Source organism: uncultured Muribaculum sp. (assembly GCF_910583865.1).
In the GTDB taxonomy this organism is placed as follows: Bacteria; Bacteroidota; Bacteroidia; order Bacteroidales; family Muribaculaceae; genus Muribaculum.
In genome coordinates this window covers 1-22,955 of sequence record NZ_CAJTYX010000042.1, presented here as the reverse complement: position 1 = coordinate 22,955, position 22,955 = coordinate 1, and the positions used below count along the sequence as shown (strand labels likewise).

Annotated in this window: 15 protein-coding genes; 2 read left to right on the top strand and 13 right to left on the bottom strand. The window is 52.3% G+C overall.

What is annotated here, in order from left to right; all coding sequences use genetic code 11:
* Positions 1-156 precede the first annotated feature (156 nt).
* The 5 genes from QZ303_RS08965 to QZ303_RS08945 all read right to left on the bottom strand — a co-directional run bounded on the left by QZ303_RS08965 (position 157) and on the right by QZ303_RS08945 (position 7,659).
* Positions 157-2,355 carry a hypothetical protein gene (locus tag QZ303_RS08965; RefSeq protein WP_295731862.1) on the bottom strand — a complete coding sequence of 733 codons (2,199 nt, stop codon included), beginning with the start codon at positions 2,353-2,355 and terminating at the stop codon, positions 157-159.
* A 21-nt stretch (positions 2,356-2,376) separates the two neighbouring features.
* Positions 2,377-5,100, bottom strand: a complete 2,724-nt coding sequence (locus tag QZ303_RS08960) for a TonB-dependent receptor (RefSeq protein WP_295731860.1) — start codon at positions 5,098-5,100, stop codon at positions 2,377-2,379.
* A gap of 236 nt (positions 5,101-5,336) precedes the next feature.
* Positions 5,337-5,903, bottom strand: a complete 567-nt coding sequence (locus tag QZ303_RS08955) for a dihydrofolate reductase (protein ID WP_295731858.1) — start codon at positions 5,901-5,903, stop codon at positions 5,337-5,339.
* Entirely contained in the window at positions 5,900-6,694 is a 795-nt protein-coding gene (locus tag QZ303_RS08950) for a thymidylate synthase (protein ID WP_295731856.1), read from the bottom strand. The genes QZ303_RS08955 and QZ303_RS08950 overlap by 4 nt, the downstream gene beginning before the upstream one ends.
* The gene (locus QZ303_RS08945; protein WP_295731854.1) at positions 6,691-7,659 is read right to left on the bottom strand and encodes a 4Fe-4S binding protein; all 969 of its coding nucleotides are present in this window, start codon (positions 7,657-7,659) and stop codon (positions 6,691-6,693) included. Before QZ303_RS08945 ends, QZ303_RS08950 begins: the two co-directional genes overlap by 4 nt.
* 193 nt (positions 7,660-7,852) lie before the next feature.
* On the opposite strand from QZ303_RS08945, the gene QZ303_RS08940 reads away from it, so the two are divergent.
* Together QZ303_RS08940 and rpiB are read left to right on the top strand one after the other, a co-directional pair.
* A complete protein-coding gene (locus tag QZ303_RS08940; RefSeq protein WP_295731852.1) occupies positions 7,853-9,682 on the top strand; it encodes an ABC transporter ATP-binding protein in 1,830 nt (609 codons plus the stop codon).
* 23 nt (positions 9,683-9,705) lie between these two features.
* The gene (gene rpiB, locus QZ303_RS08935) at positions 9,706-10,158 is read left to right on the top strand and encodes a ribose 5-phosphate isomerase B (protein ID WP_295731850.1); all 453 of its coding nucleotides are present in this window, start codon (positions 9,706-9,708) and stop codon (positions 10,156-10,158) included.
* Between the two features lie 68 nt (positions 10,159-10,226).
* On the opposite strand, the gene QZ303_RS08930 is transcribed toward rpiB, so the two are convergent.
* The 8 genes from QZ303_RS08930 to QZ303_RS08895 all read right to left on the bottom strand — a co-directional run bounded on the left by QZ303_RS08930 (position 10,227) and on the right by QZ303_RS08895 (position 22,835).
* Positions 10,227-12,269: a M13 family metallopeptidase gene (locus tag QZ303_RS08930; protein ID WP_295731848.1), complete on the bottom strand. Its 2,043-nt coding sequence runs from the start codon at positions 12,267-12,269 to the stop codon at positions 10,227-10,229.
* 202 nt (positions 12,270-12,471) lie between these two features.
* Positions 12,472-13,038 carry a tetratricopeptide repeat protein gene (locus tag QZ303_RS08925; RefSeq protein ID WP_295731846.1) on the bottom strand — a complete coding sequence of 189 codons (567 nt, stop codon included), beginning with the start codon at positions 13,036-13,038 and terminating at the stop codon, positions 12,472-12,474.
* On the bottom strand, positions 13,028-14,587 hold the full coding sequence (locus QZ303_RS08920) for an RHS repeat-associated core domain-containing protein (RefSeq protein ID WP_295731844.1): 1,560 nt from the start codon (positions 14,585-14,587) through the stop codon (positions 13,028-13,030). The genes QZ303_RS08925 and QZ303_RS08920 overlap by 11 nt, the downstream gene beginning before the upstream one ends.
* Positions 14,588-15,143: 556 nt before the next feature.
* Positions 15,144-15,443 (bottom strand): hypothetical protein, encoded by a 300-nt coding sequence (locus tag QZ303_RS08915; RefSeq protein WP_295731842.1) that lies wholly within the window; start codon positions 15,441-15,443, stop codon positions 15,144-15,146.
* A 22-nt stretch (positions 15,444-15,465) separates the two neighbouring features.
* Positions 15,466-15,963: a hypothetical protein gene (locus QZ303_RS08910; protein WP_295731840.1), complete on the bottom strand. Its 498-nt coding sequence runs from the start codon at positions 15,961-15,963 to the stop codon at positions 15,466-15,468.
* Positions 15,964-16,029: 66 nt separating this feature from the next.
* The gene (locus tag QZ303_RS08905) at positions 16,030-16,479 is read right to left on the bottom strand and encodes a hypothetical protein (protein WP_295731838.1); all 450 of its coding nucleotides are present in this window, start codon (positions 16,477-16,479) and stop codon (positions 16,030-16,032) included.
* A 72-nt stretch (positions 16,480-16,551) separates the two neighbouring features.
* Positions 16,552-20,679, bottom strand: a complete 4,128-nt coding sequence (locus QZ303_RS08900; protein ID WP_295731836.1) for a DUF6443 domain-containing protein — start codon at positions 20,677-20,679, stop codon at positions 16,552-16,554.
* A gap of 5 nt (positions 20,680-20,684) precedes the next feature.
* Entirely contained in the window at positions 20,685-22,835 is a 2,151-nt protein-coding gene (locus QZ303_RS08895) for a hypothetical protein (RefSeq protein WP_295731834.1), read from the bottom strand.
* Between the last annotated feature and the right edge of the window lie 120 nt (positions 22,836-22,955).

Genomic DNA, 22,955 nt, shown 5'->3' with positions numbered 1-22,955 from the left:
TTCAAGATGTTGGACTCTCTGATTTATGGTTTAGCGGACAGTAATAATAAAAAATGCAGTCCCGGTGCCTGAATTCGGTCACCGGGACTGCGGGATATAAAGATTAGACTACAGTGTCTTTATTGATAGCGACGTGAGTCAATCAAGCAGATGGAATCACTCTGCCTTAAGACCCCAAGATTCGCACTCAACGAACTGGAACTTGCCGGGAGCGACCACGCGATAGCGGATGGCCACCTGATGGCTCGACGGGTTATACTGAGTAATTGAAATCTCGTACTCCTGGTCGATGCCGTCGGTACCGGGCTTGGCATCGGGGAATACCATGCCAAGCGCTCCGGCTGCAACTTCCTCGGCAAAATGCTTCTGGAGAAGTTCGGAGAACTGATCCTTGTTGGCATCGGTAGCCACGTCGCCGAAGTACGCATTCAGCTCCTCTTCCGTGATATTCTTCTTGACAGTGGAGAGTTTGGTATCAAGGTTACCATACCATGCAGAAGCGCCGCTATAGCCTTCCTGCGTGGCAGCACCGCGACCCCAGCAATAACCATGAGTGGTAAATACATCGGAGGCACCCCAGTTGTCCCAAAGGGAAGCATCAAGGCCGAGACCTTCCACGCATTTGTTCTTCCATACCCACTCTACGCATCCTTTCCAGAACTTGCCGGAATTCTCATCGGTGAAGTTGCCAGACTTACCGGTCTCGAAAGTGACGTAGACGGTAGGATCGTAAATCCACGACATGTCCTTGGTGCGCACAAACTGGCTCATGGTAGTCATGGTGTTGATAGTCCATTCAGTACCGTTGTAGACGAGCTGGTCGCACTTGTGGTTGTTGTAGACAGCATATTTCACGTCGCCGTCGGCAGCATAGGGATATTCCTTGGCAAAGAGCATAGGCAGATACTTCTTGGCCTGATCGGCGTTCAACGTCGTTACACCCATCTGCTTGTAATCTGTAGCGGTCAGCACATACACGTCGGCAGGAACAGTCCATGCCGAACCATTGTACTCGTAAACGGCATTGACCTTCGTTGAAGCCAAATCGGCCACAGCACGCGAAGCCTTGGCAGCAGCCTTCTTTACTTCTGCAATTTCACATACAGCCTTACCATCGATATATACCGGAATAATATTAAGCAACTGTAGATTCAATGTATTACTCCATCCACGAGAAAGCGCCCAACCTTCAATAACTACAGAAGCGCCATCTGCACATGCATTCTTCTGAGCCTGTGTAGGTTGGTAGAGGCCACCACCGTTTTCAGCGCCGGCAACAGTGAAATTCACATAGTTTCCATCAATCTTGATTGTGGCATTGACCTTAACATATTTCGCAAGAATACCATTGCCGGCAGTCTTGGCATCAGCATATGTCTTGGTAAGAGCGTCCCATTTGGCTGCGTCCATTTCCTCTGCGACAGTATTAACAGCCTGAGTCCCGACAACGTCGCCATATACAGGTGAGCCAACCTGAAGTCCACCATTGTATGAACCACCTTTGCCTGTAAGATTCAACTGCTGTCCCACCTTCCAAGGCGTAGCATCAAAATTCTTCCCGGTATATGCAAGGCAAGTTCCCGACTTATCGGTAACCATGAGACCCTGCGCACATATGGCGCTGACATATACATTGGCATCTATAGGAGAATTCTTTACCATAGACCCAAGCACGTCGGAAAGCTCAAACTTCTCGGGTTCATCGCCACCGGTAGAGCCGCCGAACACGGGGTTGGTCAGGCTCTCATTGTAGGTAACATAGGCATACTCTCCGGCGGTAGCATTGGGGAATTCCGATTTGAGAAGCTGGGGTACATACTTCGAAGCAGGATGACCCGGAGAGAATGCTTCGGCATAGTCGGCTTTTTCAGGGTCGAGTTCGTCGGGAGAATATACGGCGATATAATCGTCCGTAGATACTTCAAACTCCAGAGCACCGTTGATGCCGGTGACAGGTACAGGCATGTCGGCTACAGTCTCATAGGATATGCGGGCTGTAGTGTTGACGAGCGCGCTCTTGAATACAGAGCCGGTAGTGTTGGCTACAGAATCGAGCCACGCGGGAATATAGTCACGCGCTGTAACCACATCGGAGAAATAGCCGTTGGAACCTACGGCATCGAGCTGCGACAGCACTCCTGCCGCCTCGGCCTTTTGGCGGTTTGCTTTCAGCTTCGAAAGCTTGCTGTAGTCGGATGAGGTCAGCGTATAGTCGATATATGTGCGCTTGGGGGTGTTGAGGCTCGGCACCTCGAATCCGTCGAGATTGTCCTCGTTCCAGGTGTTTTCGGAGCAACCGGCCATGGCCACGGCCACACCACACACGAGCAGACCTTTGAATATATTTCTTTTCATAATAGTAATCATCTGAGAAGATTAGAAGTTGATGCGCATACGTATGGAGTAGGTACGGCCGAATGAGTAGAACACACCGTAAGCGTTCTCCCATGTGCCGGGAGCGGTAGTGTTGGTCATGGCGTCTACGATATAGTAGTTGTTGAACACGTTGTAGACGTTACCGTAGAGACGGGCACGGAGACCTCCCATCTTAAAGCTGTAGGATGCAAAGAGGTCGAACTGCTGTCCCCAGGGGATGCGCCAAGGTTCGGCCACGTTCAGATTACCGTCGGACAGGCTCGAACCGGTAAGGTTGAAGTCGGAATAGGTACGTGCCTCTGCCACCCAGTCGACACCGAGCTTAAGTCCCTTGAAGGGGATAAAGCCGAGCGATACGGAACCCTGGGTCTGTGGAGAGTCTGCCACCTTCACGCCTTTCTGGTTGACGGTGGCCTTCGCATGGTCGGGAGCTGCCACTCCTGAAGCAACCGCACCGGTCTGGATGTTCGCAAGCGGCTGGCCGTCATTGTTGTAGAAATAACCCGAAGCGTTGGAGCACCATTCCCAATTGCCGAGCGAGAGCATACCCTCGACGTTAAGCCACGACAGGGGCACCCAGTTGAGGTTAAGCTCTACGCCCATGTGGCGTGCGTTGACACCTTCGAGGTTGATGGTGTAACGGTTGCCGTCGTCCATCGTACCGCCCTTTGCCATCGTCTTGTCGATCCACTTGGTATAGTAACCGTTGAGTGTGAGGGCGAAAGTGCGGCTCTGGTAGCCGTAACCGATCTCGAATGACGCAATCTTCTCGTTGACGGCATCCTTGTTGGTGACATTGGAGTTGCTGAATGAAAGGAAAGCGCCTCCCTGGAAGAACGGAGCACGCGATATGTAGCCCGCGTTGAAGAACACGTTGTTGTTGTCATCAATATTATAGTTGGCTCCGCCTTTGATTGTTCCGCCCCAGAAGTTAACTGTCTTGGAATCGCGGTGGGCCTTGTCGGCGTAGAACAGCTCATGGCGCCAGTAGGAGGTGTTGTTGACCGAACCTGCGAGCACGAAGTTGAATTTGCCGTCCATCATCGTGTACTCGCCCTGCCCGTAGATACCTTCCTGGGCGGTATATCCGCGATAGTTCTTGTAGACGATGTCTCCCACACCGAGATGCTCATACTGCCATGCCGGATTGGCTGCGGCGGCGTTGAGATCGGCCTTGACACTGCGACGTGAGGAGTAGTCCATGAAATACTCGCCATTGTAGAGGTCGACAATCTCGTTGTAGTGTGACCCGCGATAGTAGCGCATGTCGACACCACCGATCACGTTGAGTATATTGCCGTTATTGAAGTCAATCTCTTTCTTGTATGACGATACGAGTCCATACCACTGATGCTGGTTGACAGCGTTCGACATCACGAGCATCGATCCCTCGGTAGAGGCCTCGTTTATATCCTGTATTGCACCGTAGTCGAAGGTTCCGTCGGGACGGCGGAACCGCGTGCTCAGCACGCCGTCGGTGGCACCATACCAATCCTGATAAGAGTAACCGTTAAGGCCGCTCGCCTGGCCTCCATAGCCGCCGGCATCGCAGAACGAAGCATATAGTGCCGATGAGAGCGACGAGGTGTCGTCTATTTTCCAGATATGGTTGAGCTGTATGATAGGCTTATGCGAATAGTTCTTGTTCTGGGTCTTTACATGGCCGTACTTGTCGTAACCGTAGGTAGGATTGTACTTGTACATGCAGTCGCCGTTCATGTATTCCTTACCGTAGGTCTGATAGCCCATTACCGACAGACCGGAGCGCTGGTTCGGACGGCGTATGTGATCCTGTGTTCCTCCGAATGCGGTAAGAGAAATCTGATGGTTCTCATTGATGCGCTTGGAGACGTTGAGGAAGTAGTTGTAGTTATTATAGGGAGTACCCTGCACATATCCGTCACCCCACTTGCGCGAACCGAGCACGGTGATGGCCCAACCGTTCTTCATAAGGCCTGTAGAGACCTTTATACCAAAGTTGTTGAGACCGTCGTTGCCCATTCCGTACCATACCGACCCGCCTTTCTCGGTGTCGATGGTGCGTGTGGTGATATTGATTGTACCGCCAACGGAGGGGTTTGACACTATTGTGGCACCGAGTCCGCGCTGCACCTGGATATTGCTCGTCACGTCGGAAAGCCCTGCAAAGTTGCTCCAATAGACACCACCCCACTCCATGTCGTTCATGGGGATACCGTTTATCATCACGGCCACGTTGGCGCTCTTGAAGCCGCGCACGTTTGTCTTGGCATCGCCGAAGCCACCACCCTGCTTGGTAGTCCATACGCCGGGAGTGGTCTTGAGCACTTCAGGCAACTCTTGATTTCCGAGTTTGAGATCGATGGTCTGCGCGCCTACGGTCGACACGGCCACGGGAGTGAGTCGGGTCTTTGCAGCAGACTGCTCGATTACCACGTCCTTAAGCATCTGTGCCTCCACGTCGAGCACGATATCGCCCATCGACGGAGCGGCATTCAGGTTGACAGACTTGTATCCGATGTAGGAAATGTGGATTTTCTTCCCCTTTGGCACTTCCAGTGAAAAGCGACCGTCGATATCCGTGGCTGTGGCAATCGAAGTGCCAGGAACACTGACCGTGGCGCCGATAATCGGTTCGCCTTGATCATCCACAACGACGCCACTACACTTCATATCACCGGGTGCGGCCATCGCGGCCACACAAGCGAGCCAGACGATGCTGGCCAAGAGAATGAGTCTCTTCATAATAATGACTTGGTTGAATTAATAGAATATATATACTGATAGTTACTTTCCCATCGGTTATGATTTCCGCATTTCCACAAACGGAACACAAAAATCATCAAATTGAAACATAGCGCATTATCAACCCAACACGACTGCATTACAATTTTTTCACAAAGTTATTAAAAAGATTGAATTCCCCAATTTCATAATTGTTAAATCTCCGGTTCCCATGTCAAAACAGCCCCCGAACGCCGTTATCGGTGACGGAGTGTCAGGAAACGGTAGGCGACGGCAGTACGCTGGTCGGCAAAGGGAGCAGAGGCGGCGACAGTGTTCCAGTCGGCAGGATTGACAGGAGGAAACCATGTGTCGGTACCGGCAGGAGCATCGGCATCGATCTCCGTAAGCTCAAGAACCGAGGCCATAGGCATAAATGTACGGTAGATTTCGCCGCCGCCTATCACCATGGCAGACATCTCCGCGCCACAATCCGCAGAATCACATGACGCAGTCTTGTCGGCGATGTATTCGGCTGCAAACCTCAGCGCCTCATCGGGCGAACCTGCCGCCACCGCACCTTCGGGCAGAGTCATCGCGCTGCGGGTGAGGACTATGTTGAGACGCCCGGGGAGTGGCCCTGAGGGGAACGATTCAAATGTCTTGCGCCCCATTATCAAAGGATGCCCCATCGTGAGCGCCTTGAAATGCTTCATGTCGGCGCTTATGCGGTAAAGCAGCTCACCGGCGCGGCCAAGGCCTCCGTCGCGTGTAACAGCGGCTACGAGCGTCACCGGAGGCAGTTTTTCTATACCCTTAATCATACGGCCACTGTTGCTTTGATGTGGGGGTGCGGATCGTACCCTTCGAGAGCGAAGTCCTCATATTTGAAATCGAATATCGACTCCACTTCGGGATTTATAACCATGCGAGGGAGCGGCCGAGGGTCGCGGACCAGCTGGAGGCGCGCCTGCTCTATGTGGTTGTTGTAGATGTGCGCGTCGCCGAGCGTGTGGACGAAATCGCCGGGCTTCAAGCCGGTGACCTGCGCCATCATCATGAGAAGAAGTGCGTAGGAGGCGATGTTGAACGGGACGCCGAGGAATATGTCGGCGGAACGCTGGTAGAGCTGGAGGCTGAGGCGTCCGTCGGCCACGTAGAACTGGAAGAAAGCATGGCAAGGCGGCAAGTGCATCTCCGGGAGCTGGCCGACGTTCCACGCGCTCACTATGATGCGACGCGAGTCGGGGTTGTTCTTTATAGTCTCCACGGCTTCCGCGATCTGGTCGACATGGCCGCCGGAATAATCGGGCCATGAGCGCCACTGGTAGCCGTAAATCGGTCCGAGGTCACCGTCGGGGCCGGCCCATTCGTTCCAGATTCTCACACCGTGCTCCTGGAGGTAACGCACGTTGGTGTTGCCGCGCAGAAACCACAGTAGCTCGTAAATAATCGACTTAAGGTGGAGTTTCTTGGTCGTCAGCAGGGGGAAGCCCTCTTCGAGGTTGAAGCGCATCTGGTAGCCGAACACGCTCCGAGTGCCGGTACCTGTGCGGTCGCCCTTGTCTACGCCATGTGTCAGCACATGGTCAAGCAATTCGAGATATTGTTTCATTTTGATTCTTTATTATCATCATTAGCGACGGCATTTGCGGTGGTGGCCGGTGTCGCGGAGCATGCGCTCGCACTACCTACCCTCGGCCTGTCGAGGCTCTGCATCATAGGCAGGGAGAGCTGCTTACGGTCAGGGCGATAAAATATCGCATCGTCGGGGCATACAGTGAGGCAGTCGAAGCAACACACGCAACGTGAGCCGTCGACGACATGGTCGGTAAGGTCTATGCACTGGGCCTTGCATGCATGCTCACACTTCCGGCAGTTGGTACACAGGTCGGTGTCGATATCTATATGCCAAAGCGAGCGTGCCGACACGATTCCGAGCACCGTGCCTACCGGACAGAGTGTGTTGCAGAACGGGCGTCCCAGAAGCCACGCCGACGTGGCCACGCCGAGCATCGACACAATCGAAAGAGCCACACCGAACGCTGAAGCGGTGATGACCGACACGTAGGTGACGGTCCACCATCCGGTGGCCACGCCAATGGCGGCCACACCGTTGCTCACCCATCCCCACACGGGTTTCAACACATTGAGCACGAACGCGGAATACATACTGTATGGGTCAATCATGGCCGGAATCAGGAGGAAGCCGGTGAAGAAGCACACCGCCACTACGGCAAGGGCGCAGTAGCGCAGACGCGTCATGGGTGGTGCATAATGATAGTCGCGGCGCGAGCCCTTCCGGCTAATGCGTCCGAGGCGTGCCGCGACATCCTGCACCACGCCGAGCGGGCAGAACATCGAGCAGTAGATGCGCCCGAACAGCGCTGTCATCACGAGCCAGAACAGCACGGTGACGCCGGAGAATGCCAGACCGGCGGGTATGACCTGCGTATGCTCTATCCATCCCAATGCGTTGAGCACAAGGTCGCTGTATTCAATCCACAACAGCGTTATGACGGCGGCGACAGCCACCGACACCGCTATGCGAGCCGCTTTGAGTCCTTGATAACGTTTCACCGCGCAATAGAGCCGTACTGAATTGTTTCCACAAAATTAATACATCTTGCAGACTTCCGCCCCACCCCGCATCAAATAAATTTGGCTTTGCTCTCGACTTATTCGTATCTTTGGCTGTCGCCTTAGATACTCACGCTCGGAAAAGTACATGCAAGCATGTCCTTTTCTCTCGACTTATTCGTATCTTTGCCGCATGAAAGAATTACTCGTAATCATCAGGCGCTTCGTGCCTCCATATAAGAAGTATCTCGCGCTCAACATATTCTTCAACATCCTCGCCGCGTTCCTCACCCTCTTCTCCTTTGCGGTGGTGATACCTATATTGCGAATGCTTTTCGGCATTGACCAAATGACATACAGTTACGTGTCGCTGGAGGAGGGAAGCCTGAAAGATGTGTTTTTCAACAACTTCTACTACTACACGCAGGAGATGATCCTCACCTACGGGCCGTCGGCCACACTGGCAACACTCGCGGCACTGCTCGTGGTGATGACCGGCCTAAAGACGGGAGCCACGTTCATGTCGTCGTACTTCATAATACCGATGCGCTCGGGCATCGTGCGCGACATACGCAATTACATGTACGACAAGATAGTGCGTCTGCCGATATCATACTTCACCGATGCCCGTAAGGGTGACGTCATGGCCCGCATGACCGGCGACGTGGCCGAAATCGAGAACTCCATAATGTCGTCGCTCGACATGTTTTTCAAGAATCCGGTGATGATTATAGTGTGCCTCGTCACCATGATTATCATGTCGTGGCAGCTCACCCTTTTCGTGCTGATACTCATACCGCTTGCCGGGCTGGTGATGGGCGGCGTGGGCAAGCGCCTCAAACGCCAGTCACTTGAGGCCCAGAACCAATGGGGACTTCTCATGTCGAACATCGAGGAGACGCTTGGCGGCCTGCGCATCATCAAGGCCTTCAACGCCGAGGATAAGGTGAAAGCACGCTTCCACGCCGGCAACCAGATATTCTACAAGATCAGCAACCGAATCGCGCGCCGCCAGTCGCTCGCCCACCCTATGAGCGAATTCCTCGGCACGATCACGATAGCCATCGTACTGTGGTTCGGCGGCACGCTGATAATCGGGCACCACTCGTCGATGGATGCCCCCGACTTCATATACTACATGATCATCTTCTACAGCATCATCAATCCGGCAAAGGAGCTGTCGAAGAGCGTATATGCCATACAGAAAGGTCTGGCCGCAATGACGCGCGTCGACGCCATAATCGATGCGCGCAACCCCATCAACGACCCCGCGCACCCAAAGAAAATCAAGGACTTCAAGGGTGACATAAGCTACAACGACGTGACGTTCAGCTACTCCAACGGAGTCCCCGTGCTTCAGGACGTGTCGCTCCACATACCCGCCGGAGCCACCGTCGCCCTCGTAGGACAGAGCGGGTCGGGAAAATCGACCATGGCCGACCTGCTGCCACGATTCTACGACGTAGACAAGGGTTCGATCACCATCGACGGCATCGACATACGCGACCTGCGCGTCCACGACCTGCGAGCGCTTATGGGCAATGTCAACCAGGAGGCGATACTCTTCAACGACACAATCTACAACAATATAACCTTCGGAGTGAAGGAAGCGACCACGGAACAGGTTGAACAGGCGGCCCGCATAGCCAACGCCCACGAATTCATAATGGAGACCGAGCAGGGCTACGACACGTGCATAGGCGACCGCGGATGCCGACTGTCGGGCGGACAGCGCCAGCGCCTGTCGATAGCTCGCGCGGTACTGAAGAACCCGCCCGTGCTTATCCTCGACGAGGCCACATCCGCCCTCGACAGCCAGAGCGAGAAGTCGGTGCAGGAAGCCCTCGAACGCCTCATGAAGAACCGTACCACGCTGGTGATAGCCCACAGGCTGTCGACCATCAGAAACGCCGACCTTATATGCGTGATGAACGAGGGACGTATTGTAGAGGCGGGCACCCACGACGAGCTGATGGCGCTCAACGGAAGCTACCGCCACCTCGTAGACATGCAGAAATTCTAAAAAACATATAAATTCACACCCAAATGTCCATTCTGAAACCAGGAAAGAAAATAGCCCTATGCAGCGACCATGCCGGCTACGAGCTGAAAAGCATAGTCGAAGGCTACCTTACCTCACAAGGCATAGAATATGAGGATTTCGGCACATTCTCGGCAGAAAGCTGCGACTATGCCGACTTTGCCCATCCATGCGCACAGGCCGTAGAAGAGGGGCGCTGCTATCCCGCAATAGGCATATGCGGCAGCGGCAACGGCATAAACATCACTCTCAACAAGCACCAGGGCATACGCGCCGCCCTATGCTGGGAAGTGGAGATAGCCCGGCTGGCACGCGCCCACAACGATGCCAACGTTCTGGTGATGCCAGCCCGCTTCATCGAACCTACGCTCGCCCTCGCCATCGTAGACGCATTTCTTGATACGCCTTTCGACGGAGGGCGACACGAGCGCCGTATCGCCAAGATACCCTGCCGATGAAATAAGACATATACATACAGAAAAAGGCCTCGCTTCCGGCGAGGCCTTTTTCTGTATTGATGAATGGATTACCAGATAATCACGCGCTCCTGCTCGGGACGGAACATCTTGTCGCCCTCCTTTATGGAGAATGCCTCGAAGAAGGGAGCGATGTTGCGCAGAGTGACGTTGACACGCTGTTCGCCGAGAGAGTGCACGTCGCCCTGTGTGAGCGAACGGATCTCCTCGTCGCGTATGTTCTGCGCCCAGAGGTTGGCGTAGTTGAGATAGAACACCTGCATCGGGGTCAGGCCGTCGATTTTCTCGGTGGCGATGTCGACGCCCTTCTTCTTCTGCGAATCAAGGAATGCGGTCATAGCCACGCGCAGGCCTCCCTGGTCTGCGATGTTCTCGCCGAGGGTATACTGGCCGTTGCCGTGCAGGCCGGGGAGAATCTCCACGGCATCAAACTGGGCTATGAGACCCTTGGTCTTTTCAGCGAACTTCTCGGCATCTTCCGGAGTCCACCAGTTGACCATGTTGCCTTCTGCATCGAAGTTGCGGCCCTGATCGTCGAATCCGTGGGTCATCTCATGGCCGATGACCACGCCGATGCCGCCGTAGTTCTCGGCATCAGACGAGGCGGGATCGTAGAACGGAGCCTGGAGGATGGCGGCGGGGAACACGATCTCGTTGGCCAGAGGATTGTAGTAGGCGTTGACGGTCTGAGGTGTCATCCCCCACTCCGTCTTGTCGACAGGCTTGCCCCACTTGGCATATTCCTCTTTCTGATGCCACATGCCGGCGTTATGCATGTTCTCGTAGTAGCTGAGCTGTGGGTCGATTACCATTCCGCTGTAGTCCTTCCACTTGTCGGGATATCCGATCTTGACAGTGAAAGCGTTGAGCTTCTTGATGGCGTTGAGCTTGGTGTCGTCGCTCATCCAAGGGAGGTTGATGATATGCTTGCCGAGAGCCGTGCGCAGGTTTTCCACGAGGCCGACCATGTAGTCCTTCGACGACTGGGGGAAGTATTCCTCCACATAGAGCTGGCCTACGGCTTCGCCGAGCACACCTTCCGTGGCTCCGAGGGCACGCTTCCAGCGCGGACGCTGCTCGGCCACGCCGCTGACCACCTTGTTGAACTCGAAGGAGGCGTCGGAGAACTTGTCGCTCAGCTTGTTTGCGGCCTGCGAAACGTATTTCCAGAGGTAGTAGTCCTTGATCTCGCGGTCAGAAAGCGTCGACAGGAGGTTGACACCCTGCATCACGGAGTTAGGCTCAGTGACAATCACCGTCTCAGGCGAGGGGATTCCCATCGTCTCGATGAAGAAGCGATCCCAGTTGACTCCGGGATATGTCTCCTTCAGCTTGGCGAATGTGAACGGATTGTACATGGCTGGTATATTGCGGCTCTGCTCGCGCGTCCATGCTGAGTCGGCGAGAGCCGTCTCAATCTTCATCACGTTGTTCATGATGCGCTTCGCGTCCTTGGCCTTGAAGCCGGCATTCTGCATCTGCTTAACGATCAGCTTCTTGTAGGCTTCGCGCACTTCCTTGTTGCGCTTGTCGTCGAGCAGGTAGTAGTCGCGGTCGCCGAGACCCATGCCTCCGCCCGACACATACATGGCATACACCTTGCTGTTGGCGAGATCCTCCATAGGTCCGGCCCCGAAGAAAGGCGAAGCATAGTTGCCGTGCATCCACAGGAACAGGTCGGTCATCTCCTCGTGGGGAGTGTTGTCGATACGTTTGAGGTCGGCCTGGATGGGAGCTGCACCCTCGCGGTTGCGGCGCACGGAGTCCATGGCCTGCGAGTAGATGGTCCACACTTTGTGGGCCACGGTGCCCGGCTGGGGATTGGTGGCGCCGAGACCGAGCACGATGCGCTTCACGCGTGCCTCAGACGAGTCGTTGAGCACGTCGAAAGCTCCGTAGCGTGCATGTTCGGCGGTTAGCGGATGTGCGTCGCGCCATCCTTTGGTCACATGCTGGTAGAAATCGGTCGAAGCCGGAGTCTCCGGATCAAACTGCTTGGGGTCTAAGCTCTTGAGATGCTCCTCAGCGCTCACGGGAAGAGCGAGGGCCATGCTCAGCACACCGGCAGTCGCAATGGATTTTAACAAGTTCATACTATATTGCTGTAATTGTGTAGTTTTAATATCCAACCATATTAGATGCGCCTAAGGCGCAAGCGGTTGCAAAAGTACACAAATTTTTCCAATATCGATGTCCCATTGTCCGTTCCTGAAACCGGTTGCCGGCTTGCAGTCTATGCAGAACTGACAAATCGTCATGTAGATTTATTCCACATGACGTCTGTCAAAGACCTTTCTATGTTAAATGCTGCAACTTATTTAATCGTCGTAAGACTTGTTTACGCGAAAAATCACTATATATGCCTCTGCGACGATTATAGATATGCGACCGTATACAATAAGCGGCTTCTTCATTATTGCCAAGTTCCATATAACATACGCCTTTCATATATAATGAATCATTGTGTAAGGATTTGGCCCACTTTTTACCTTCACCATGATTGCCATAGGCAATATCATCAATAAGTTTTGACAGAATCATGTCGAAATATTTCATTGCATCGGAATACATCCCATTCAATTGCAAGGCCATTGCGAGGTTGTATATAACCAATTCATCGTTCTCTTCCAACAGGAATGCTTTTTGAGCGGCACACAATGCATCTTTTGGGGAATTGATAAGGAAATATGCTTGTGATAATTCTGTCAAGATATAATAATCATCCGGATACAATTCCGACTTGTCTTTCAAGAAGTCTCTTAGCCCATTCCAGTTTTTGCCAGCTTTCAATTCATCTAAAGCTCTCTGAAATACGCTTATCTCCGATTCGGGAAGTAGTCTATGCCCCAATTTACTTGTCATTTTTTCTTTTATTCGGGTTAGGTGATTTTTGATACTTTCTATTTTTATCTCCTCTTTGATTATTTCGGGATTCTCCATAAGTTTTTCCTGCCCGATGAGCCGTATACTTATCATATGTAGAACCTCGAGCATTCTTTTCATGTTCAGCAGCAAATTGAACAGAATCATGTTTATCGGTATCTTTAATTGAAATATCGTAAACTTCCTCGTAGGATTTGTTTGATGTATCTTCAACACTTATTTTAAAAATTTCTCTTTCACTTATAGAATTCACAATTTTTAGAGTCGTAGTGTTTTTTATAGTTCTATCTGTCATTTTAACAGATTTACCTAATGTGCGGTACGCCTTTATGCCTGTGCTGACACCACCGGGAACGCCGGGAAGGGCTACAGCGGCGGCATCCAATAGAATACCTACTCCATCAACTATGGCATCACCGACATTGCCTTGTTGCACATTGACCACCAATGATGTGACCCCCATCGCCAGACTGGCGATATCCCAAGGCGACTCCACGTATTTGCCTGTGGGGTCGGTGTTGACAAGGGGGTTGTTTGCACAAAAGGAGAACGGGGAGAGGCGATGGTGGGTTGAGGCATGGTCGTCGGGACGGAGGAAGCGGAGGGTGGCGGGGTCGTAGAGGCGCGCCTCGTAGTCGTAGAGGTCGTAGCCGTGTAGGTTGAGGGTAGAGGGCGCACGCGGCACGGATGCGGCGTCCAGCGGGTCGGGGAACCTCTCCGGCGAGGCGTAGACGGGGAGCGATGCCACCGGGCCGCTCCATGAGGCGCACGTGCCTGTGAGCACCTCGCGCCCGAGCATGTCGGTGATCCGGAACCCCCAACGACCCTTGGCGCGCAGGTTGCCGTCGCGCCACAGCAAGGGCCGGTCGGCGCTGTCGTAGACCGTCTCGCGCATCCCGCACCCCGGGAGCTTCATCCCCGTCATGCGGTGGAAGCCGTCGTAACTGTATATGTAGCAGTGGAGGTCAAGCTCCTCGGAGGCGGCCTGCCACATCCCCGTATGGGCCATGCGGGCCGATGCCTCGGGGGGCATCACCACGGCGAGGTTGTCACGGTCATCGTAGACGAAGTACGTGTCGGCATACGTGCCGTCGCCCATCGGACGCCGCTCCAGCACCTTGCGCCCAAGGCCGTCGGTGAACGTCAGCCCCTCCCGCCCATCCTCGTCGGTCACCCGCTCCACGAGCAGCTCGCCCGCTCCGTAGCGCCCCGTGCACCGCACGGCCACTCCCCCGCCCGAGGAGGCGGTGACGTAACGGAAGCATCCAAGGTCGCCTGTGGTAGATGTGGATGTCCCGTAGGAATGCGCCACCGCATTGCCGGAAGAATGCCATTCCTCCCCCGGGCCATATCGCCTTTTGATGCGGTCGAGGGTTGACGGCTCATACTCCGTCAAGGAATAAGGGGCGGCATCCTCGCCGTAGGGCGAGTAGTCGATATCAGCGGCCTTTACATAGCCTCCTCCCGTCGACAGCCCCGGAAGCCACTGCCGCTCGGGGCGTCCCGAGGGATCTTGGTATTTCAGCAACCCCTCCTGTCCAGTTTTAGCTATGACACTTGTGGTAATATCTATTACTTCTGCTATATCATAAAAATTCCATGCAAACCCAAGCAAAAGTAATATTACCGAATGGATATTGCACATCATATATCTGTAGCAGTTTTCTTCTTGTACCGAATTATAAGAGATTGTAAAATAGCTAATGGAATAATAACTATATAGGGAGATATAATTATATAGTTCTCTAATGTTTTAAAGTTAAGCTTATCTATGATTATCAACAAAACCACATATAATATTGACTCTATTAGAATAGCATTGAATTTTTTTACTATGTAACGATTGATTTTAAGCCAATAGAGACTACATAGAATAAAAATGTTCAAAGGTGAAATGATAAATATTGACACCCATATTTCAACACCAAATCCAGATTCTCTGTCAGGACTTGGTAACTCATGACAAAAAACATATCGTTGTATTGAAAAAAATATGATTAATATAATTATAAGAACAAGATATGCTCCTATAAGATTAAGTGCTATAGATTGATTTTTAGTATCATTCATATTATCCTATATGTTTAATGTATCAGCTCTTCACGCCATTTAACAATATTCTGTGTTTTTACGGCTTCTTCTTGTTGAGTGATAGTCAAAGGTCGATAAATAGGACTAAATCCCCAAGAAATACCAGGAATTTGTTTCTTGACACTCTGAATATCGTCTCTGCTAATTCCAGAATTTAACAGTATAGTAGATGTACTTGTATTACAATTTCCTTGAGTTGGATTTGTTGGTAAGAGGCTGTATGTAATTCCGGGATTATCACCAAAGGAATTAGCGATTTCTAACACTTTATTATCAAAGTCATCTTGTGTCATTCCTTGAGGAACAGGAATATGATCACCATTCGGGTTTCTTGCGGTTTATCCTTTCACGGGCTATCTTCTCGAAATATCGTTTAAGTTCTTCAGAGTAGGCGTATAGTTTTCCGTCAATCTCAACGCCTTCAGTTGTCATCCAGATTATTTCCGTACCATTGTCCTTAAACAACAAGATCTGTCCAAGCAACGAAGGATAGAATAATTTCCACGATAATTTTCCTAAGCTATCAATTTCAAGAATGCCGGGTTCCTCGGTATTCGAATAGCCAAGATCTCTGATATACTCCAAACGGGAAAGCATACCAAATATCCCAGCTATTGAGTCATGGTCAGAGACTGGATGACGCAGACGTAACGGTCTATATTGGAAATCGCTTTTATGTGCAGGCATTACAACTGTATCGTGAAGCCAAATACAAGTATCATCTAGACATAACTGTAATGAGTCCTTCAATATGAGTGCCGGATACACTACCACTTTATTTATAGCCACATCTGCTTTGCTAGTGGTTGTCATGGCAGATATTATGGCAGTCAACAAAATGATTGACAATAGTATATGTTTCATAAGCCTAACGAATATTCAATCATCAGAATGTAGTAATTCAAAAAAATATGCAGGCAGTTCATATCTTGCTTTTCCACGATCAAATCGTCTAATATAGAGCCATATAAGCTCAGGAATCTTCCTGCCCTTAACGTATATGACCATAGTGCCGTCTACCCAAGGGGTAATTGGCTTGCTCCATATAAGTCCCAATTTTTTATCCGACACTATTTTGACAGCAGGATCATATACATCATAATCCAGATCCTCAATTTTATTTGCCTGGCAAAGAATCGTCATTATCTCTTCCAACTTCTTAGGGGAAGTAATGACCGCACGTCTCCAAGAGTGGTCGTCTCTTGATATGTCATTTATCCAAGAAAACCGCGTAAATCCCACTGGATAAAAGATACCATAGGTCGATACGATTTCTATTTTTTCAATAGAATCGGAATCGCAGCAGAATGCACGCGCTTGAAATGGCATAAACACTAGTATTATACCTATACAGTATGTTGCAAAATTAAAATTTTTATGATATATCATATGTAAATGTCATTAATATTCGTCAATCACATCCTCCAAATCACCTCGTACAGTTGACACCTTCGTTAGAGTCCCATAGAGACTTTTTCGAGTACTACCTTCTCGGTTCAATCTATTCAGATTACGTGCGGTCGGGGTTTCGACAGTTTCGACAACCCTTCTTTCTTCCTTGTTCCTATATTGCCCATCTAGTATTTGGTAATCCCTATCGATACCTTCCTTGTCAATATTGTCTCTTAACCCATGCGCAGCCTCATGATTAAGAATTTCAGCAGGAGATAAAAAATACATTATACCATCTTCACCACATAATAGCCCAAGATATGGATTCCAAGTTATAGTTTTAGTCAAACTCTCATAAATTGGAGATTCCTTTTTGACAGACTCTTGTATAAAAATGGTAAAATCTTCTGCACCAATTATTTCATCTAAAACTCCAGAAGCACCATATTCTTTTAGATAGTTATATGCCTCGTAGAATTGAGATATAAAGGTGTCCGTACTACCTTCCACAAACTCAATTCTACATCCTGTCGGGTCGGTAATAATCAATGGATTGTTTGCGCAGAAGGAGAACGGGGAGAGGCGGTGGTAGGTCGAGGCATGGTCGTCGGGGCGGAGGAAGCGGAGGGTGACGGGGTCGTAGAGGCGCGCCTCGTAGTCGTAGAGGTCGAGCCCGGCCATGCGGTCGAACTCCTTGCCGCCGAACTTCCAGCGCTGCGCCTCGGGTGCGTAGCCCATCTGCATCGGTAGCCCGAACGGGTAATAGTGGACGATCTGGCGGATCGAGCAGTCGGAGGCGCCGATGTCCACGCGGTTGTTGCCCAGGTGGTCGCGGTGGTAGAAGTGGTACTCCGGCTGTCGGAGGCGGCCGCCATTGGCATCCTTGTAGCTGAGGTAGCCGTTGCCCAGGTGGATGCGTTCAAGCTCCCCGTCCTCGTAGACGAACTGACCGCAGTAGTCGGTCGAAGTGCTCACGTATGAGCCATCCGATGTCCCGCCTACGTGGGTCAACGGCTCTATGCCCTGGATCACATGCTCGGTGCGCAGCTTAACGCCGTCGGCATCGTAGATGTATCGGATATTGGAACGGTCGGCGAATCCTATGTAACGGGGACGGTTGTTGGTGTCGTAAATGATAGCGTCGATACTACGGTTACGGTCCATCTCCATGTTGCCGTTGTCGTCGTAACGGTATTCCTCATCCTCGTCGGCTCCGTCCACGAAGTGGCACGCGCCCATGTAGTAAGGGCCGTCGTGACTGTCGGTGATGCGCACCACCCTGCCACCCTCGTACTCGTACGTCAGGTCGTCGATGATGCCGTATTTCTCGCCGGAAATGCCCATGGAGGACACGCCGCAGCGCGTCAGCGACGTGACGTTGCCGTCGAGGTCGTAGGAATAGGACGTGTCGTAGGCACGGCTTCGCCCGTCGCTGTCGGAGTATCCGGCGGCGACAAGCCGCGACAGGGAGTCGTAGGAGAAGTCGTAGGCGCTCCATGGTTCGGAGCGGTAGTCGGGATTCCACTCCATGCGGCTGACATTGCCACCGGGGGTGAACGTCAGCCGCTGGCAGTAAGTGGCTGAACTGATGGCCGTCTGCCGGGAGCGGATGTCGTAGGTGTATTCGCGCAAGACCAACTTTGGGTCATTCCCGGCGATGTCGCCGATGAGGCGTCCCACGGCATCGTAATATTTTTCCGAGAGAACGGTCCATTCGCCCGCGCCAAGGCGGTGGCGGACGGCCAGCTCGCGGCCTTGGCGGTCGAACGAGCGCTCCCACTGCTGCCGGATGCCGGAAGGGTCGGCGGCGGTGGAGTGGATCAGTTCCGTGCGCAGGGGGTTGCCGACGAAGTCGTATTCAGTCGTCTCGCGGTCGTAGCCCCCGAGGCGGTTGGCCGACACGCGCTGCACGGTACGCTCGCGGTGGTCGTAGTAGAACGCCGAGGCGAGGTATTCCAGCGAGTCGGAACCGGCCGACACCGGCGCGCCCGTGAGCCGCCCCGTGAGCATCCCCCGGGCCGAGGGGTAAGGCTCGGAGCCGGCATAGCCGGAGGGGACGAACCCGAGGCGGTCGCTCCCGGGGTTGCCGTAAGCGCCGATGAAGCCGTAGTCGTCGTAGTAGCTTACCGTGCTGACCTCGGGGTCGGTGAGGGTGATGCCGTAGAGGTCGTAACCGTGGAGGCTGAGGGTAGAGGGCGCACGCGGCATGGGTGCGGAGGCAATCGGGTCGGGAAACCGCTCCGGCGAGGCGTAGACGGGGAGCGAGCCGACATGGCCGCTCCATGAGGCGCACGTGCCTGTGAGCACCTCGCGCCCGAGCATGTCGGTGATCCGGAACCCCCAACGACCCTTGGCGCGCAGGTTGCCGTCGCGCCACAGCAAGGGCCGGTCGGCGCTGTCGTAGACCGTCTCGCGCATCCCGCACCCCGGGAGCTTCATCCCCGTCATGCGGTGGAAGCCGTCGTAACTGTATATGTAGCAGTGGAGGTCAAGCTCCTCGGAGGCGGCCTGCCACATCCCCGTATGGGCCATGCGGGCCGATGCCTCGGGGGGCATCACCACGGCGAGGTTGTCACGGTCATCGTAGACGAAGTACGTGTCGGCATACGTGCCGTCGCCCATCGGACGCCGCTCCAGCACCTTGCGCCCAAGGCCGTCGGTGAACGTCAGCCCCTCCCGCCCATCCTCGTCGGTCACCCGCTCCACGAGCAGCTCGCCCGCTCCGTAGCGCCCCGTGCACCGCACGGCCACTCCCCCGCCCGAGGAGGCGGTGACGTAACGGAAGCATCCAAGGTCGCCTGTGGTGGATGTGGATGTCTCATAGGAATGTGCCACCGCATTGCCGGAAGAATGCCATTCTTCCCCCGGGCCATACCGCTTTTTAATGCGGCCGAGCGTGGAAGGCTCGTACTCAGTCAGGGAATACGGGGCGGCATCGTCGCCGTAGGGCGAATAGTCGATATCAGCGTCCCTGACATATCCCCCTCCCTGCGACAGTCGGGGAAGCCACTGCCGCTCGGGGCGTCCCGAGGAATCGTAGCCGAAATTCCACACGATGTCATCCCCCAAGGGTGAGCCGCCGGCAAGCACCCTGCGGGACTCGCGCCCGAGTCCGTCGACATACAGTATCTCATCGCGGTAGTCCGCCCCTGAGGCATCGAGATATGTGCGCGTACGGAGGTAGTTTTTCCCCAAGGTGGCCCGGTCACACGGCGAAGGTGGCTCAGGGCGCTCCGGCAGCTCCTCGGTTTTTCCAACCACAGAAAATGCCAGTATGCCATTTTCATTTGCCGGGAGGAAGCGCGCCCACAACAGGTAACTCCCCGCATCGAAATCGATACCCGCACCATCCGTTGAAGAGACGGGTCTGAGGACTGTCACCTGACTTTGATTGTTATGGATCAATGCAATCTCGTAGTCACTATCGTCGTAGTCGAACGAAAGCGACATCGATTCCGTCAGTTCCAGACGGAAGAACATCTCCGAAACAGATGGAGGCATTTCGGACTTGCCCTTTTCCACAGTGGCGGTAAAACCGTTTACGAAACGGCCTATATGGAACGGGCATTGGCGTGTGCCCGGGATGGAGTCGGGGGCAATCAGTGAGTGTCCGAGGTTGAAAAAGTCATAACCTACGACCGTCACCCTGACAGGCCCGTTGGTAGCGCTGGAATTGCCACCCTTGATGCCTTGCACAGTTATCCTGTACGTGCCGGGGAGTAGGTTTGCGACAAAGCAATCCTGAGTCTCGAAGTATGAGGCATCATCCCATCTGCCGTTCTCCTTGAGTATATCCTGATACTCCCGGCTGGTTGACATACGGCTGACATAGCCGTTATCTCCAAGCACCTTGATTTCCGTACTGTATATGTCCGAACCGAGGGTAAGGATTGACACCCCCATAGGCTCTTCGAGGTCAAGGAGGTAGAACATCTCCTTGCCGCTGCCTGCGAACTGGCTGAATCCCCACTCGCATGGATTCAAGGTGCTGAGGAACACGAACTTGCCCGGTACGGTAGTGATCCGTACGGGTTTCTCCATTATCTGTCCTTCAGCATACGCGTAGGCGTTGTTGCCGCCGGACAAGAGCAGCGCCAGCACGAATGCCCTCAGTATGTCGCAAATCTGCTTTACCATGGCTGTCATTCTTGTGAAGTGGAGGAAAACAATTCATCAGTCGTGTACATCCATGTATCTTCATATTTAAGTGTTTTTAAATTAATCAGATACAAGTCATTGTTATAGTCACGGGGAATCTCTATGACACCTGTTGCAAGTTGGGTCATATTGCCGGATATTCCACTGATATTCCCCACATAATGGCCATTGACAAGAACGGTAAGATCAGGTACGACAACATTCGGATCCACGCCTGTTATCGTCATTTTCACCTTCACATATTCTGTCGAAACTGAAATTTTTTCCAGCTCCATGTTAAAATAGTGATTTCTTTGTCGGAAAGGATACATCCGGCTCCAGAATTCATTACCATCCTTATCAAAAATGGTAAGCTTCAGATCGAGAAGTGATGTCATGCTATCTGTCGCATGTATTACTACATATTTTCCTTGGTTGCTGATTTTCACGGCATCTTTATGCGTCCCTTCGACACTCCATCTATATGGAAGATTAAGATCCTCTATATCAGCCCAGAAATAGTTTGGACTGTCTGGATATATGATATATGATCCTATGATTTGTATATTCCTGTCAAGATAGCTGCGGATTCTCCACGACTCATCCCCTAACTCCCCGGAAGAAGATACTGAAGAATAATGGTAGCTCGTTATCGGTTCTTTCCGGGTATCGTTTATCGAAATCAAGCGCCTGAATGTATCGTAATCATAATATTGCGTGCGTCCGGACGGAGAGGAGATAGACTGTATTCCTATATGTGGCGAGTAGGTGTATTCGGTCACCTCACATCCCGGCAAGCACTCACGCAGGGACGCCAGTCTGTCTGACAGGGAGAACGAGTGGTCCGGGGCACGGTCGGGAGAAAAGCCCAATGCAGCCCCGACGGTTGAGTGGTCGCAACCTCTTATGACAGCTCTCGGATGTAGATAATCCCTGCCCCAGAGATATGTGACGGGCACATGGTCGGAATAATGGACTGACACGGGTCGTAACTTGTCATTCACGATGGAACAGCTGTATAACAGCTTTGTTGAGCCTCCGGCATCCATGTCGACTCTTGATACGTAAGGGGCATCTTTATGCATCATGTATGTGTATCCGGTGACATCCATTACACTGTTCCCGCTTTTATGCGTCACGTCCTTGACATGGCTGAGATAAAAACGGTTCTTGAAGGTCGAGTCTGTCTCCCATGCATAATTATAGAGAGTGACACGGGTTTGACCCGGAATAACAAGTGAATCCGCTTTGATCTGTCCGAAGTTGTTGTACCGTCGATATGCAATCCTCCGGAAAGTCTCGTCATCATTTATGCCATAGTCGCAGACTTCCTCTTTGGTACGGACAAGACTGAATACGAAATTCTTGTAGAAACTGTGCCTCAAATAATGCGGTGAGTCTGAGCCTATGGATATCCATGCGCTGTGTACCGCAGGCAGCTCTGTTGCCCCGGGTGAAATCTTATCGTAGTCATAGTCCGAACTTTTCAGGAGTTTCCCGCTCCGGGCATAGTATTTCGTCCATAAAGGATAGCCCCGATAATGCGCCATGCTGCTTATAGGCAGGAAGCGTGGCGATTCAGAGCATATAACAGGCGCAACATCACGATATGCCTCATCAAGGCAGCTCGTGAAGCGATGGATTTCGTAGCCTCCGTCATCATGCAGTTCCACGGCCTCAGGGTAACCGATGTGAAGTCCGGAGCTGTTTATGATATGACTTAACGAAACAGAAGAACCTTCCTCGAATACAGTACCGCCCACCGAGAGATATTTGCTATAAGTAGGATAGCCTTCCAATATTCCGGAAGAAATATTACCGGAATTCTTTTTACCATAATTATATGTGTAGCGGAATTCCCGGGTTTGTGCAGGTGTGCTGTCGTTGGGAATATTTATTATTCTACGGATGCGCACACCTCCCGTTATGGCCTCGTCTACATTTACCATGTCTCCAAACTCCCGGCAATGGGTAATCTTTGAATATGTATGAGGCTCGAACTCGAATATAGTCTTTCCACCATAAGGATAGGTGATTTCCTGGAGTGTGCCGTACAATAGAGTCTTGGCATTTGGATTACGGCCATCAGGAGTAGTATGGATCTGTCCATTATAGTAACCCCAGTGATCCGTCTGTCCTGACAGATATTGGGGCATTCTATCCAAATAGTGGTATTTAAGTTTGTATGATTCCTCAGTAATGCCGAATCGGTTGCATATATTTATTATTACTGTCCGCTAAACTTTAGAGGGCGATTGAAAAATAGGACCGATTCC

What these genes read in the sequence shown, in the direction of transcription:
- QZ303_RS08965 (WP_295731862.1), bottom strand. Translation starts at nt 2,355, where the DNA reads ATGAAAAGAAATATATTCAAAGGTCTGCTCGTGTGTGGTGTGGCCGTG.
- QZ303_RS08960 (WP_295731860.1), bottom strand. Translation starts at nt 5,100, where the DNA reads ATGAAGAGACTCATTCTCTTGGCCAGCATCGTCTGGCTCGCTTGTGTG.
- QZ303_RS08955 (WP_295731858.1), bottom strand. Translation starts at nt 5,903, where the DNA reads ATGATTAAGGGTATAGAAAAACTGCCTCCGGTGACGCTCGTAGCCGCT.
- QZ303_RS08950 (WP_295731856.1), bottom strand. Translation starts at nt 6,694, where the DNA reads ATGAAACAATATCTCGAATTGCTTGACCATGTGCTGACACATGGCGTA.
- QZ303_RS08940 (WP_295731852.1), top strand. Translation starts at nt 7,853, where the DNA reads ATGAAAGAATTACTCGTAATCATCAGGCGCTTCGTGCCTCCATATAAG.
- rpiB (WP_295731850.1), top strand. Translation starts at nt 9,706, where the DNA reads ATGTCCATTCTGAAACCAGGAAAGAAAATAGCCCTATGCAGCGACCAT.
- QZ303_RS08930 (WP_295731848.1), bottom strand. Translation starts at nt 12,269, where the DNA reads ATGAACTTGTTAAAATCCATTGCGACTGCCGGTGTGCTGAGCATGGCC.
- QZ303_RS08925 (WP_295731846.1), bottom strand. Translation starts at nt 13,038, where the DNA reads ATGACAAGTAAATTGGGGCATAGACTACTTCCCGAATCGGAGATAAGC.
- QZ303_RS08915 (WP_295731842.1), bottom strand. Translation starts at nt 15,443, where the DNA reads ATGACACAAGATGACTTTGATAATAAAGTGTTAGAAATCGCTAATTCC.
- QZ303_RS08910 (WP_295731840.1), bottom strand. Translation starts at nt 15,963, where the DNA reads ATGACAACCACTAGCAAAGCAGATGTGGCTATAAATAAAGTGGTAGTG.
- QZ303_RS08905 (WP_295731838.1), bottom strand. Translation starts at nt 16,479, where the DNA reads ATGCCATTTCAAGCGCGTGCATTCTGCTGCGATTCCGATTCTATTGAA.
- QZ303_RS08900 (WP_295731836.1), bottom strand. Translation starts at nt 20,679, where the DNA reads ATGGTAAAGCAGATTTGCGACATACTGAGGGCATTCGTGCTGGCGCTG.
- QZ303_RS08895 (WP_295731834.1), bottom strand. Translation starts at nt 22,835, where the DNA reads ATGCCCCAATATCTGTCAGGACAGACGGATCACTGGGGTTACTATAAT.